We start from the raw sequence: 14,073 nt of genomic DNA, 5'->3' as shown, positions 1-14,073 counted from the left end.
GGAACACAAGGAGCAGGAACCGGCAGGTGGCGACGGCGGACGCAGCGCCGTCATCGGCATGCGCTGCCGGCTTCCCGGGGACGTCGACTCGCCCGGTGCGCTGTGGCAGTTGCTCGCTGCCGGACGCGACGCGGTCGGAGACCCGCCGCCCACCCGTACGGAGATCGGACGGACACCGGATGCCGCGTCGGCCCGGCAGGGCGGCTGGCTCAGCGACATCTCCGGCTTCGACGCCGCGTTCTTCGGGGTCTCGGGACGGGAGGCGGACATACTCGACCCCAGCACCGGCTGTTGCTCGAGGTGTCCTGGGAGGCCCTGGAACACGCGGGCCTGCTGCCCGACCGCCTCGTGGGCACGCCGACCGTGGTGTTCACCGGCCTGAGCTACACCGACTACATGGACCGCCTGGCCGGGCACCCCAAGGAGCTGGAGGGGGCCGTCCTCACCAACGGGCACTGCGTCGCGCCCGGCCGTATCTCCTATCTCCTCGGGCTCCAGGGGCCGTCCGTCGCCCTGGACACCGCGTGCTCGTCCTCCTTGGTCGCCCTGCATCTGGCCGGGCAGGCCCTGGAGAGAGGGGAGTGCGATGTCGCCCTCGCCGGGGGCGTCACCCTGATGCTCGCCTCCCGCATCACGCGGTCGTTCCTCCGTATGGGCATGCTCTCGCCGACGGCGCGCTGCCGCGCGTTCGACGCGGCGGCCGACGGGTTCGTGCGCGGCGAGGGCTGCGCCGTCGTCGTGCTCAAACGGCTGCGGGACGCCGTGCGGGACGGGGACCGGGTGCTGGCCGTGGTCCGGGGCTCCGCCGTGAACCAGGACGGCCGTTCGGACGGCCTTGCCGCACCGTCGGCGGCGGCCCAGCGGGCGCTGTTCCGTCAGGCCCTCACCCGCGCCGCCGTCGACCCCGGCGACGTCGGCATGGTCGAGGCGCACGGCACGGGCACCCCGGTCGGTGACCCCGTGGAGTTCACCAGCCTGGCCCGCGTCTACGGCACGGGACCGCTGTGCCCTGGGTTCGGTGAAGACCAACCTGGGGCACCTGGAGCCCGCCGCGGGCGTCACCGGACTGCTGAAGGTGGTGATGTGCCTACGAAAGGGTGTGGTCCCGACGAGCCTGCACTTCACCCGGTTGAACACTTCCATCGAGGCGGAGGGAACGCGCTTCTTCGTGCCCGACCGGCTGACGGACTGGCCCGTACGCACCGCGACCCGGCTCGCGGCCGTCTCCTCGTTCGGATTCTCCGGCACCAACGCCCATGTGGTGCTGGAGCAGGCGCCCGCCCCTGCCCGGCGCGGCGCACCGGGCACCCGTCGTCCCGCACGTCCGGCGGCCGCCCGCTCCCATGTGCTGCTGGTACCGGCGGACTCCGCCGACGTGTTGCCCACCGCGGCCCGGCGCCTCGCCGACTGGCTGGAGGACGAGGGAGCGAGCACGCCCCTCGGCGACATCGCCCACACCCTCGCGCTGCGCCGCCCGGCCGGACGCGGCCGACTGGGCGTGGTGGCGTCCTCCCGCCCCTCTCGCGTGGCCGCCTTGCGGGCGTTCGCCGACGGACAGGCCGTGCCGGGCGTGGTCTCGGGCACCGTGGCGGCCGGTGTGTGCAGGCAGCCGGTCTGGGTCTTCTCCGGACAGGGCTCGCAGTGGCCGGGCATGGCCCGCGCGCTCCTCGCCCACGAACCCGCCTTCGCCGCCGCCCTGACCGAGGTCGACCCCCTGATCGCCGAGGAGGCGGGCTTCTCCGTCCTGGACATCGTGCGGGAGGGACGGGAGGTGACCGACTGCGGTCGCGTGCAGCCGGCGCTGTTCGCCGGGCAGACCGCGCTGGCCGCCACCTGGCGGGCCTACGGTGTGGAGCCCGCCGGGGTCATCGGCCACTCGATGGGCGACGTCGCCGCCGCGGTCGTCGCGGGAGCCCTGTCGCTGCGGGACGGCGTCCGGGTGATCTGCCGGCGCTCCGCGCTGCTGACCCGCGTCGTGTCCGCCGCGACCGCCGACGGGCTGCCGCTCCGCGGCGTGGTGCACTCGGCCACGGTCCTCGACGACGCGGTGGTCGCCCACATCACCGACGAACAACTCGAACGCGTATGGCGGCCCAAGGTCACCGCGGCATGGCGATTCCACGAGGATCTGGCGGATCAAGCGCCCGACTGGTTCGTGCTCCACTCCTCCATGGCCTCGCTCCTGGGTAATCCGGGCCAGGGTGCGTATGCCGCCGCCAACGCCTGGCTGGACGGTTTCGCCGCCTGGCAAACCACCCAGGGGCTGCCCACCTTGGCCGTCAACTGGGGCCCCTGGGGAGAGACCGGCCGCGCGACCGGCTTCGCCGACCGGGGCTGCGACACCATTCCCACCCAGGACGGCCTGCGCGCCCTGGGCGTACTGCTCACCCACCGGCGCACGGCCACCGGCGTCCTGCCCGGCCCACCGGCGACCTGGATCCTGCCCGCCGTCCGCACCACCACGTTCTTCGCGGGTCTGCTGGGCGAGGGCCACGAGGGCCAGGGCACCGCACCCGCGCACAGCGAGCCCGCGACCGGACCCGACATCCGCTCCCGGCTCGCCGGTCTCGACTCCCCGCACGCCCGCCGCGCGCGCTGGAGGACTATCTCGCCGACGAGATGCGCACCGTCCTGCAGTCCGGCAACTCCCGGCCGGACCCGCAGACACCGCTGCGCAGCCTCGGCTTCGACTCACTGCTGTCCATGGAACTGCGCACACGCCTCCAGGCGGGACTGGGCATCAGACTCGCCAACGACTTCGTGTGGAAGCACCCCACCATCGCCTCGCTCGCCACCGGCCTGGCCCGCCGGATGGGCCTGGACCTGTCGTGACGGCAGGACGGGGACGCCGAACACCAACGACCCTGCCGGGTTGTCGGGTCGCCGCGACCGGGACGTGGTGACGGCCCGGCAGTACGGCACCCGACATGTCCTGTGAATCGGTGACTGGCCGTACACTCAGCAGTCGCCCATACGGCTGTAAACCGTCTACAGGAAGGTCTTGTTGCACGTGTTCCAGGACGCCCCGATCTATCACCGGCTCGTAGCAGAGCGCGGCGACGTGCCCGCGCGCGTCCGCGACGCGGCCGAGAGCATACGCCGCGAGTTGGAGGGAGTCATGCGCACGGGGCAGCCACCCGGCCCTTCCCGACCGGACCTGTTCACTCCCACTTCGCAAGGTCGGCAGGCCTCCGCGCTGCCCCCTGGCTCGCTGCCGCAGTGACGCCGAGTCGCCGGTCGCGGCTCCCGCGAGGCAGGTGACGAGGGCGGCGCTTGCCGGGCCCGCCGCTCCGCAAGCGCCGCCCCGACCGTCTTCACACATGCCGCCCCACGCCCGCTCGCCGGGGTCTCCGGGTGGTTCGTTCCGCGTCACGGCAGACTGGGTCGCGTGGACGAAGAGGTCAGAGCTCTGCACGAGCGACTTGCGCGACTGGAACAACTGCTCACCACGGCCGTGGAGAGGCCGGCCGAGCCGGCCTGGCGCCGGCCCACGGCCCGCGAGTCGCGCTGGGCCGTCACCGCGGCCGTGCTCGGCGCGGTCGCTCTGCAACTGCTGCTCCCCGAGCGGTTGGCGTTCCGACCGGAATGGCTGCTGCCCGCGCTGGAACTGCTGCTGCTGGTCCTGCTCCTCCCGGCCCGCCGCGCGCGTACGAAACGTACGACCTCGCTGCTGCGGGGCTGCGGGCTGACGCTGGCAGGCATCGTCAGCCTCGCCAACGGCTGGTCCGCGGTGCTCCTGATCCGGGGTCTGGTGCGTGGCACCGAGGGAGGCGACGCCGGAACACTGCTGATGACGGCAGTGGCCATCTGGCTGACCAACGTCATCGTGTTCGCACTCTGGTACTGGGAGTGGGATCGGGGCGGACCGGTGGCCCGGGCCGAGGGCAGCAGTGACTACCCGGACTTCCTCTTTCCGCAGATGCAGAGCAAGGAACTGACGCAGGCGGACTGGGAGCCGGCCTTCGCCGACTACCTGTACGTGTCCTTCACCAACGCCACCGCCTTCAGCCCCACCGACACCATGCCCCTGTCCCGCTGGGCGAAGCTGCTCATGGCGGCACAGGCGTCGATCTCTCTGCTCACCCTGGCCCTGGTGGTCGCGCGTTCGGTGAACATCATCGGCGGGTGAGCGGCCGTACTCCGGCAGGGGGAGCCAGGGGCCGCGTCACGGCCGGGTGTACCTCCAACTGCTGATGACCAACCCCGCACGGCCGGGACGCACCGTCAGGACCGGCCCCACGGTGGGACGGCTCGCCCGAGGGGGGACAACCGGGTGCAGCGACGGTCGTGGGCGGGTCGGGCCCGGTACGGCGGGGACGGTGGGCTTGAGAGGCACGGCGGGTGCGGCAGTCGCAGTCGGTGGCTTGGGGACGAGGGGCACAGGGGGCACCGCGGGTGCGCTCGGGACGGCGGGCGCCGTGTGCGTGGCGGGCGCGGAAGGTGCCGGTGGTGTGGCGGTGCCCTGAAGGCGGACGGGTGTGCTCAGGTGGGCGAAGACGACGGTGTTGGACAGGTACTCATGGGCGCTGCGGTCGTAGGAGCCGCCGCAGGTGATGAGGCGTAGTTGGGGAGTGGGAGCGTCGGCGTAGACCCGCTTGTCGGGGAAGCGGGCCTTGCTGAAGGTCTCGACCGAGTCGACCCGGAAGCGGGCCGTGATGCCGTCGGCACGGGTGATGTCGATGGTGTTGCCGGGCCTGAGGAAGCGCAGGTAGACGAAGACGGCGGGCCCGGTGGTGGTGTCGACATGGCCGGCCACGATCGCCGTGCCTCGTTCACCCGGTGAGGTGCCGTTCTTGTACCAGCCCGCGAGGTTCCTGTCGGCGGCGGGCGGCGGTTTCAGATGTCCCGAGGAATCCAGGGACAGATCGGTGAAGGGGGCGTTCACGCCGATCTGGGGGATGACGAGCCGTTCGGGTGCCGACCGGGGCAGTGCTCCCAGGACGGAGGGTGCGTTCGTCCTCGGCACGGGCTCAACCGGAGGCAGAGCGGCGGGCGGCGGACCGGCCGCCGGCTGGAGGGCCGCCGCGGACGGGGTCGGGGGTTCGGGATCGGAGGGGGGCGCCATGGAGTGGTGAATGAGCAGGCCGCCCAAGGCCACGGCTGCGGCCGGCCACAGAAGGGCGCGGTTGACGGTACGGACGGGTGGGGTGGCGGGCTGGTCCGTGGGGGCCGGCAGTGAGGAGGTCATGGGAGCGCGCCTGTTCATCAGCGGGGCGGCGGTGATGCGTCGACGGGTCGGCCGTCGTCCGGCACGGGCACCGGCACCCGCGGCACCACCACGGCCGGGGCTGCTGTCGCCGTTTCGTGGAGCGACAGCAGCCCGTGACCGTGACCGCATGAGTGCCGGCGGGGGTGCGCCGGTCAGATTCCCGCGGCGTTGCGGCGGCGGAGCATGAAGGCGCCCGCGCCGAGGCCGCCGAGGAGCAGGATCGATCCTGCGGCCAGGCCGCTGGTGCTGGTGGACTGGGCGAGGAAGCCGCCGCCGGCGTGGACGCCGCCGCGGGGCGCCTGGCGGGCGTCGTCGTGGTGGCGGGCGCCGTGGCCCTCGTTGGCGGAGGCGTCGTCCTCGCCGGCACCGGCGGCGTCGCCGCCGGCCTGGGCGTCCTGGTCGGTCGCGCCGTCCTGGGCGTCGGCCTGGGGGCCTCCCTGGGATTCTTCCTGGCCCCCATTGCCCTCGTCGTCGTGCCGACCCTGCTGGCGGCCCTCGTCCTGGCCCTCGTCCTGGCCCTCGTCCTGGCCTTCCTCGCGGCCTTCGTGGCGGCCCTCGTGGTGGTCGCCGTGGTGGTCCCTGGCCAGGGCGAGGAAGCCGCCGCCGGCGTGGACGCCGCCGCGAGGCGCCTGGTGGGCCTCCTGTCCGGCCTCCGGCCGGGCTTCCTGGTGGTGGCGGCCGCCGTGCTCGGCGTGCTCGGAGTCGCCGTCCTCGAGGCCGCCCATCTCGGCCTCGGGGCCGCCCTGCGACTCGTCCTGGGCGTCCTCGCCGCCCTCTTCGTGGTGCCTGCCGTGCTGGTGGTCCCCGTCGGGGTCGTGCTCGTGGGCGGCGTAGGAGGTACCGCCGTCCGCGACCCGATGCCCGGCCGGCGACACGGCGTGCGCGGCGGGAGCGGAAAACGCGACGGCCGCGGCAACTGCCGCGGAGGCGAACATGGTCCGGGTCACTCGCATGAGGTCGTCCTTTCGCCGCCGCCGCGAAGGCCGGCACCACGCCGGCACAGCGGAATCGCAGCAGCAACGTGATTACCCTCAACCCCACCTCCGCCCGCGCCCCTGAAGGACACGGAAAGGGAGCGGCGCCCTTACTCCCTCCGAGTGCCTCCGAGCCGAAAAGTAACCCGGTCGGCCGCACGCCCGATCCGCCAGACCGACGTATGCGGCCATACAAGCGCGCCAAGCGTCAGGGACATGTCGTAGACACACGTTCGATGACGCTGTTTCAGGCTGCTCGCGGGCCACCCGACGTCGATGCGTGTGCCTGTGCCGAGGCCGAACGGGGGGGAACGGCGAGAGCCGTGACGCATCCCGTCCCGCCGCCGTCGTCAAGAATTCCGCGAAACGAGGGAAAGAGCGAAAGTGAACTCGAACTGCCCACACTCACAGGGAAGTTGGTGCACACGGCGATGGAGTCCGAAGATCACGATGGCGTAGTTTGGGCCCATGGTGGAGGGGGCGAAGAACATGACGGAGACCGCGTCGTCCGAGCAGTCGGCACCGGGGAGGCATGCCGCTCGGCGGAAGAAACCGGCGGGGGGAGGCGTGGGCCGTTCGTCCCTGCTGATGGTCATGGGCACCGTCGTGTCCAGGGCCACGGGGCTCATCCGCACGGTGTTGCAGGCCACCGCCTTGGGCACCGGCCTGCTCGCCAGTACCTACAACACGGCGAACACCGTGCCGACCAGCCTGTACACCCTCTTGATCGGCGGTGCGCTCAATGCGGTGCTGGTGCCTCAACTGGTACGGGCCCGGGCCACGGATCCCGACGGCGGGCAGGCGTACGAGCAGCGGCTTGTGACCTTGGTGGTGTCGGTGCTGGGCGTGGGGACGGCGCTGGCGGTGTTGGCGTCACCGCAGATCGTCGGCATCTATATGCGGGACACCCCCGCCACACATCAGGCGTTCGAACTGACGGTGGTCTTCGCCCGTTTCCTGCTGCCACAGATCTTCTTCTACGGCCTGTTCAGCATCTACGGCCAAGTCCTCAACGCCCGTGAGAAGTTCGGGGCGATGATGTGGACGCCGGTCCTGAACAACGTCGTCCTGACTGGCATGTTCGGCGCCTACCTGAGCCTGATGATCGTCCCCGACCGGGTGGAGGACATCACCACCACCCAGGTCCGGCTGCTGGGCATCGGGACTACGGCGGGCATCGCCGTCCAGGCCCTCGCGCTGATCCCGTTCGCGCGAGCCGCGGGATTCCGCTTCCGGCCACGGTTCGACTGGCGTGGCACGGGCCTCGGTTCCAGCGTCCACGCCGCGAAATGGACGCTGTTGTTCGTGCTGGTCAACCAGGTCGCCCTGACGGTGGTCACCAACTACGCGAACAGCGCCGACCAGGAACTGCCGAACGCCGGTGTGGGCTACTCCGCCTACACCTACGCGCAGACCATCTGGATGCTGCCGCAGTCCATCGTCACCGTCTCCCTGGTGACCGCGCTGCTGCCGCGCATGAGCAAGGCCGCCGCCGAGGGCCGCATCCCCGACCTGCGGGCCGATCTCTCACGCGCGTTGCGGGTCAGCGGAGTCGTCGTCGTGCCCGCCGCCTTCTTCTTCCTCGCACTCGGCCCGCAGATCTCGACGCTGCTGTTCGCCCATGGCGCGACCGACCCCGCCAAGGCCCAGCCGCTCGGGCACATGCTGCAGGCCTTCGGCCTCGGACTGATCCCCTTCTCCGCCCAGTACCTCCTGCTGCGCGGCTTCTACGCGTTCGAGGACACCCGCACCCCGTTCTTCATGGCGCTGTGGACCGCGACGGTCAACATCGTCCTGGCCACCACCTGCCATGTGCTGCTGCCCGCGCGCTGGGCCGTGACCGGGATGGCCGGGGCCTACACCCTCTCCTATCTGGCCGCCCTCGCCCTCACCGCGCGGCTGCTGCGCCAGCGGGCCGGCGGCCGCCTCGACGACGGGGAGGTGCGCCGCACCTACACCAAGCTGGTGTGCGCCGCGGCACTGAGCGCCGGCCTGTCCTGGCTCACCGCACGCCGCTGCGCCTCGGCCCTCGGGCCGGGAACCTGGCCCACCGCCGTGAGCCTGGCGGCCGGCACGCTCACGCTGAGCGCGGCCTACCTCGTCCTCGCCCGACTGATGAAGGTCGGCGAGCTCCGGCGTCTTCCGGGGCTGCGGTAGGGCGCGCTGCGGCGCGGGGCTCTAAGGTGAGCCGACGTCTGCGTTTGGCCGGAGGGGAACTCATGGTGCGTAGATCCAGGATCGTCCGCTATGCCGCTACGTTGGCGGCCCTGCTGCTCTCTGCCTCGTTCGTCCAGGGAGCAACCGCCAACGGCGCTCCTGACCGGTCACGCAAGCTCGCCGTCCAGCTCAACGCCTACTGGACCCCGGCCCGGATGGCGGCCGCCCTCTCCAGCGACGCCGACCAGGGCGCTGAGTCCGCTCCGAGTGCCCCCGCCGGATCCCCCGCGGGGGACGGGCCTCAGCCGGGTGAGTACATCCCGCCGAGCGAGGCCTTCGACGGCATGCCCCAGGTGGGCACCTTCTTCTGGACCGACACCACCGGCGCCGGCCGCACCTGCAGCGGCTCCGTGGTGCGCAGCCCCGGCCGCGTCCTCGTGCTCAGCGCCGGTCACTGCCTGAAGGACTATGCCGGCACTTCCCCCCAGCGCAATCTGGCCTTCGTGCCGCAGTACCACGACGGGCTCAAGCCCTACGGTGTCTTCCCCGTCATGAACAACGGCGTCTATGTCTCGCAGCAGTACTACGACCTGGGCCAGGACGCGGGGGCCGAGTACGACTTCGCCTTCGCGGTCACCGAGCCGAACGAGGACGGGAGACTGGTCCAGGACGCGGTCGGTGGGCTGCGGTTGCTCACCGGGACGGGGTACGACCACGCCCCGGTGCGGATGGTCGGGTACCCGGCGGCGACGGAGAAACCGCTGGAGTGCTGGAGCCGGACCACCGAGTGGGCCAGCGACGACCCGGCCGATCCGGGCACCTTCCCGCGCATCGCCTGCGACGGTTTCGTGGGCGGAACCAGCGGCGGACCGATGCTGGTGCCATGGCTGAGCGGATGGGCCGTGATCGGGGTGATCGGCGGGTACCACACCGGCGGGAACACGCCCCAGGTCTCCTACAGCGCCTACTTCGGTGCCGCCACCCAGAGGCTGTATCAGGCCGCGACCACCGGCGCCCCCCCGGCAGGGCCGACGTCCTGAGGCCGGCCGTCGTCGTCTGGAAGCCGACACCGTGACCTGCCCGGGCCGGCATCGGCGAAGGTCCCGTGTCGACGGGCTCACAGGCCGGCTGCGGCCCTCCTCCGCGCCTGCTCGAACTCCGCCAGCGGATCGCCACCGGTACGCCAGGGCCATACGGTGACCGTGCCGCCGAGCGCCTCGAAGACCGGATGGGCCTCGTGTCGCCGGTCGGCCGCCATCAGCGCGTAGGCGAGGAGATTCAGGTCGGCCAGGGCGGTGGCATGGTGGAAGAACTCCGGCCTGGCCCAGGTGCGGACCGCGCGGTCCAGGGCCTGGGTCGCTTCCCGCTGGCCCCAGTGGTTGCCCGCCACCAGGGCCTCGACGCCGCCTCGTGCGAGAACGGACTGGTACTGCAGCACCTGGGCGGTGAGTTCGGTCGCCGCGCACGGCGCGTTCGCGGGCATACGGGCGGAGAGGGCGTCGACGAACTCGAGCACCTGGACCCGCGAGCCCCCTTCCTCCGGAGTGAGATAGCCCAGCATGTTCAGATAGGCCTCGCGATTCCAGCGGTCGCGGGCCAGAACCTCGTTCCACAGGCCGAACACCTGCGACTGATCCCAGCGTTCCAGCCGTGCCGCACCGAGCAGGACCACCCAGGGAGTGGGGTCTTCCGGCGCCAGCTCGGCAGCCTGGAGGCAGCTCCTGGTGACCTCGGCCCTGTCGTCCAGGCCTCCTTGGGCGCGGCCTCGTGCCAGCAGTGTCCCCGCGTGGAGAACGAGTGCGCTCGCGTTGTGCGGCTCCCGCTTCGCCCAGCTCTGCGGCAGGTGTGATGCGCGAAGATAGTCCGCGAGGACAGTCATGCGGTGCGTATGGCGGTCCCAGTCGCCCGGGTTCTCGTCCATGAGGCGCGATATCTGTGCCACACACAGGTCTGTCGTCGCGATGGTGCCTGTTCTGGTGGTCGCCACAAGGGACTTCAAAAGCCTGCCCAGGGCCTGGTCATCGAGTTCCGGGGCAAGGCGGGGTCTTCTGCGGCGGCTTGAGAGGAATGCCATGCACGGAGGCTAAGGCGGACTCGGTGTCGCACAAGACATACGCCAAGATCGTTATCAGTTGCACGTCTTATCTGCTGTTACCCGTTCGTATGGCGAGATACATGCATCTGACACCTGACGGTGGGGGACGACGGTGGCCGGGGGCCTCAGGGGCGCGGGTCCACCGCGCGACAATGGGGAGATGACCACCCCCGAGCCGCTCGCGTCCGCCCATGAGATGCACGGCTATCTGATCGGGCAGTTGAATCTCGCTGTGCGCCGTCCGGGCATGCACGGCGGTGAGCCGGCCCTGCAGATGCTGATGGACCATCTGCTGTTCCTGGAGCGCCGGCGCGAGGCATGGAGCGAGCGCGTACGTGCATGGGAGGAACGCCGGGCCTGGACGAGCATCGGAGTCATCGGTGCTTTCCACAACGCATTCCCGGGCGTGTTCTCCGACGAGTGCAGTGCGGCCTCGGTGTACGCGGAGTTCGCCCGGGACTGCGGCTGGCTCCGGCCCGACCGCGAACTGACCGCCGATGTCCACGCGGCCCTGCGCGGCACGGTCCGGCAGTGGGCGGGTGAGGACCGGGTGTGGGCCGACGTGGCCGAGGAGTTCGGTCCCCCGAGCGTGCTGATCGGGGGGACCAATCCGTTCTGCGGCAAGACACTGGCGTACGTGAGCGAGAAGGAGGACGACCCCATCGTCTCCTTCCACCTCTGGAACGGCAGCACGTCCGGCTCCTGGCCTCCCGACCACCAGGAGCCCCTGCTGCTGGCCGTGCGCTACGGGGACGGACCGTTCCGGCAGAGGTTCACCCTCACTCCCGAGGGCGAACGCCGCCTGTCCTCGGTCACCCCGTCGGCGCGCTGATCTCCCGCTTGAGGATCTTGCCGGTCGGCCCGGTCGGCAGGGCTTCCACGAGCCACACCATGCGGGGGTACTTGTACGCCGCCACACGGTCCCTGACGAACTGCTGAAGTTCCTCGGCGCCGGCTCGGGCGCCCTTGCGCAGCACCACCGCGGCCGCGACCTCCTCGCCGAGCCGCTCGTGCCGCACGCCCACCACGGCCGCGAGCGCGACGGCCGGGTGCTCGTGCAGCACCTCCTCGATCTCGCGCGGGTAGACGTTGTACCCACCGCGGATGATCATGTCCTTCTTGCGGTCGACGATATAGAGGAAGCCGTCCTCGTCCTGGCGGGCGAGGTCGCCGGAGCGCAGCCAGCCGTCCGGGATGGCGGCCGCGGTCGCCTCGGGCAGGTTCCAGTACTCCTTCATCACATTGGGTCCCCGCACGGCCAGCTCACCGACCTCGCCGGGGCCCACGTCCCGCCCGTCGTCGTCGAGCAGCCGGACCTCCACGTCCTGGATCGGAGTACCGATGGACCCGGCTTTGCGGGGCCGGTCGAGGTGGTTGAAGGTGACCACCGGGCTGGTCTCGGACATGCCGAAGCCCTCCAGCACCGTGCAGCCGAACCGTCGCTCGAAACCGTGCAGGACCTCAACCGGCAGCGAGGCACCCCCGGACAGGCACATTCGCAACGTCGGCACTTCCACCTCCGCCGGATGCTGGAGCAGCGCCGCGTACATCGTGGGGACCCCGTCGAAGACCGTGGCCCCGTCCCGGACGATGGCCTCCAGAACGGTCGCCGGGTCGAAACGCGGGATCAGGGTGAGCGAGGCGCCGCTGTGGACGGCCACGCTCATGGCGCAGATCTGGCCGAAGATGTGGAACAGCGGCAGGCAGCCGACCACCACGTCCTGCGCCGTCATACGCTGCACATGTTCGGTGTTGACCTCGGTGTTGTGCCGCAGTCCGGCATGGGTGAGCGCGGCGCCCTTGGGCCGTCCCGTGGTGCCGGAGGTGTACAGCAGCACGGCCACGTCGTCGCCGGCCGTCTCCGTCACCGCCGTGAGCGGCTCGTGCCCGGACAGCAGCCCGGCGAGGGAGGAGGGTTCGACGACGATGTGCCGTGTCCCCGCGGCGGCCGCTCCCTGCGCCCCTTCGCCCGGCGCCTGGTACCACTCGAACAGCAGCGCCGCACCCGAGTCCCCGAGCTGGTACCCGATCTCGCGCGCCTTGAGCAGCGGGTTCATCGGCACGACGATCGCGCCGGCGCGCAGGATGCCGTAGTAGAGCACGACGAACTCCGGGACGTTCGGCAGCATCAGGGCCACCCGGTCGCCAGGCCCCACACCCTCGGCGCGCAGCAGTGCCGCGACCCGGGCACTGCGCTCGTCCAACTCGGCGTACGTGGTGATCTGCGTGTCCAGACGCAGCGCGGGACGCTCCGGCTGCCGCTGTGCCGTCCGTGTCAGGAACTCCGCCAGATTGGGCATGATCCCGCCTCCACGCATATCGCCGCTGAACTCCGCTGTTCACCTGGACGACATGGTGCAGTGGCCGACTGCGACGATCCATGGGGCGGACGACAGAGTCGCCTCCCCGGCTTTGTTCCCGGTGACAAAAACAGCTCGTTACACTGCGTCGATGGACTTCAGGGGCGTAGCAGGGGCACTCCATGCGCGGCTGCCGGAACTCGGTGAGCGCATCGCGGAGCGCATCCAGGCGGATGTCGTCGCCTACCAGGACGAGGCGCTCATCCCCTTCGACTCGCTGCGGCACTCGTGCACGGCCAATGCCGATCTGGTCCTCAAGCATCTGTCCGACGCCGCAGCCACCCCTGACCCTCTGCCGGCCCGGGACACCGGCCGTATCCGCGCGAAACAGGGCGTGCCGCTGGCCGACGCCCTGCACGCCTACCGGATCGGCTTCGAGTTTCTGTGGTCGGAGATCCTCGACGAGGCCTATCGCCATCCGGACGTCTCGGACGCCCAGCTGGTGGCCGAGTCCGCCAAGATCTGGTCGCTGTTCGGCCGCTACGCCGAGGCGGTGGCGGAGGCCCATCGCGAGACCACCGCCGAACTCACCCTGCAACGGCAGGCCCGGCGATCCGCGCTGGTGGAAGCGCTGTTCACCGGCGCCATCGCCGACCGCACCACGCTCTGGGAGGCCGCCCGTGAACTGGGCCTGCCCGAACACGGACCGTACGCGGTCGTCGCGGCCGAGTCCGCGGCACCCGGCACCGAGCCGCTGGTCGGCATCGAATCCGCGCTCCGCCAAGCCCATCTGCCTTCGGCGTGGCGGCTGTTGCCGGACCAGCAGATCGGGCTGGTCGCCCTGACCGCGCAGACGGCGGAGACCACCGGCCTGCGCATCCTGCGCCGGGCCCACGCCCGTGTGGGCGTCAGCCCCGGCTTCCACTCCTTGCGCGAGACACCCCAGGCCCTGCGCTTCGCCCGGCTGGCCCTGGCCAGCCTGAGCGGCAGCGGCCCAGGGGTCGCGCGCTTCGACGACAGACCCCTGGCGATGGTCGTGGCCGCCGCCCCGGCCGAGGCGTCCCATCTGATGAAGGTGGCGCTCGGGCCCCTCCTCGACCTCCCGGCCCCGGAGCGCGCCCGCCTGTTGGCCACGCTGGAGCACTGGTTCGCCGCGGCCGGTTCCGTCGCCGACGCGGCCGAGGCGTTGTTCGTCCACCCCAACACAGTCCGCTACCGGCTGCGCCGTATCGAGGAACTCACCGGCCGGCTCCTGTCCGACCCGCGCACGGCGGCTGATTTCGGCGCTGCGCTCCTCGCCGTGCGCAGCCCCGCCCAGGAGCAGCGGGGGACCTGACA

11 protein-coding genes and 1 pseudogene are annotated in these 14,073 nt (G+C 71.3%); 8 read left to right on the top strand and 4 right to left on the bottom strand.

What is annotated here, in order from left to right:
* Nucleotides 1–58: 58 nt before the first annotated feature.
* The 4 genes and pseudogenes from ACFYX0_RS09280 to ACFYX0_RS09265 all read left to right on the top strand — a co-directional run.
* Nucleotides 59–2,239 (top strand): annotated as a pseudogene (locus tag ACFYX0_RS09280) (beta-ketoacyl synthase N-terminal-like domain-containing protein); the annotation flags it as partial.
* Nucleotides 2,240–2,619: 380 nt separating this feature from the next.
* Entirely contained in the window at nt 2,620–2,832 is a 213-nt protein-coding gene (locus tag ACFYX0_RS09275) for an acyl carrier protein (RefSeq protein ID WP_388968778.1), read from the top strand.
* A 178-nt stretch (nt 2,833–3,010) separates the two neighbouring features.
* On the top strand, nt 3,011–3,223 hold the full coding sequence (locus ACFYX0_RS09270; RefSeq protein WP_311698941.1) for a hypothetical protein: 213 nt from the start codon (nt 3,011–3,013) through the stop codon (nt 3,221–3,223).
* Between the two features lie 165 nt (nt 3,224–3,388).
* Nucleotides 3,389–4,129 (top strand): hypothetical protein, encoded by a 741-nt coding sequence (locus tag ACFYX0_RS09265; protein WP_388968317.1) that lies wholly within the window; start codon nt 3,389–3,391, stop codon nt 4,127–4,129.
* A 36-nt stretch (nt 4,130–4,165) separates the two neighbouring features.
* Here the strand turns inward: ACFYX0_RS09265 and ACFYX0_RS09260 are convergent, their stop codons facing one another.
* Both ACFYX0_RS09260 and ACFYX0_RS09255 read right to left on the bottom strand, forming a co-directional pair.
* Nucleotides 4,166–5,188 (bottom strand): class F sortase, encoded by a 1,023-nt coding sequence (locus ACFYX0_RS09260; protein ID WP_355916185.1) that lies wholly within the window; start codon nt 5,186–5,188, stop codon nt 4,166–4,168.
* 173 nt (nt 5,189–5,361) lie between these two features.
* Nucleotides 5,362–6,162, bottom strand: a complete 801-nt coding sequence (locus tag ACFYX0_RS09255) for a hypothetical protein (RefSeq protein ID WP_388968314.1) — start codon at nt 6,160–6,162, stop codon at nt 5,362–5,364.
* A 489-nt stretch (nt 6,163–6,651) separates the two neighbouring features.
* Here ACFYX0_RS09255 and murJ point away from each other — a divergent pair, with 489 nt between their 5' ends.
* A complete protein-coding gene (gene murJ, locus ACFYX0_RS09250) occupies nt 6,652–8,340 on the top strand; it encodes a murein biosynthesis integral membrane protein MurJ (protein ID WP_388968311.1) in 1,689 nt (562 codons plus the stop codon).
* A gap of 62 nt (nt 8,341–8,402) precedes the next feature.
* Complete coding sequence (locus ACFYX0_RS09245) at nt 8,403–9,380, top strand: trypsin-like serine peptidase (RefSeq protein WP_388968308.1); 978 nt, start codon at nt 8,403–8,405, stop codon at nt 9,378–9,380.
* 77 nt (nt 9,381–9,457) lie between these two features.
* Here the strand turns inward: ACFYX0_RS09245 and ACFYX0_RS09240 are convergent, their stop codons facing one another.
* Nucleotides 9,458–10,414 (bottom strand): hypothetical protein, encoded by a 957-nt coding sequence (locus tag ACFYX0_RS09240; protein ID WP_388968305.1) that lies wholly within the window; start codon nt 10,412–10,414, stop codon nt 9,458–9,460.
* Nucleotides 10,415–10,595: 181 nt separating this feature from the next.
* Between ACFYX0_RS09240 and ACFYX0_RS09235 the strand changes: the two genes are divergently transcribed.
* Entirely contained in the window at nt 10,596–11,267 is a 672-nt protein-coding gene (locus ACFYX0_RS09235) for a hypothetical protein (RefSeq protein WP_388968302.1), read from the top strand.
* On the opposite strand, the gene ACFYX0_RS09230 is transcribed toward ACFYX0_RS09235, so the two are convergent.
* Nucleotides 11,248–12,735 (bottom strand): long-chain fatty acid--CoA ligase, encoded by a 1,488-nt coding sequence (locus tag ACFYX0_RS09230; RefSeq protein ID WP_388968299.1) that lies wholly within the window; start codon nt 12,733–12,735, stop codon nt 11,248–11,250. The genes ACFYX0_RS09235 and ACFYX0_RS09230 overlap by 20 nt on opposite strands.
* A gap of 151 nt (nt 12,736–12,886) precedes the next feature.
* Between ACFYX0_RS09230 and ACFYX0_RS09225 the strand changes: the two genes are divergently transcribed.
* Nucleotides 12,887–14,071: a PucR family transcriptional regulator gene (locus ACFYX0_RS09225; protein ID WP_388968296.1), complete on the top strand. Its 1,185-nt coding sequence runs from the start codon at nt 12,887–12,889 to the stop codon at nt 14,069–14,071.
* Nucleotides 14,072–14,073: the final 2 nt, after the last annotated feature.

Origin of the sequence: Streptomyces sp. NPDC002573 (assembly GCF_042889625.1) — a bacterium.
In the GTDB taxonomy this organism is placed as follows: Bacteria; Actinomycetota; Actinomycetes; order Streptomycetales; family Streptomycetaceae; genus Streptomyces; species Streptomyces gibsoniae.
This window is presented reverse-complemented; position numbering and strand designations above follow the sequence as displayed.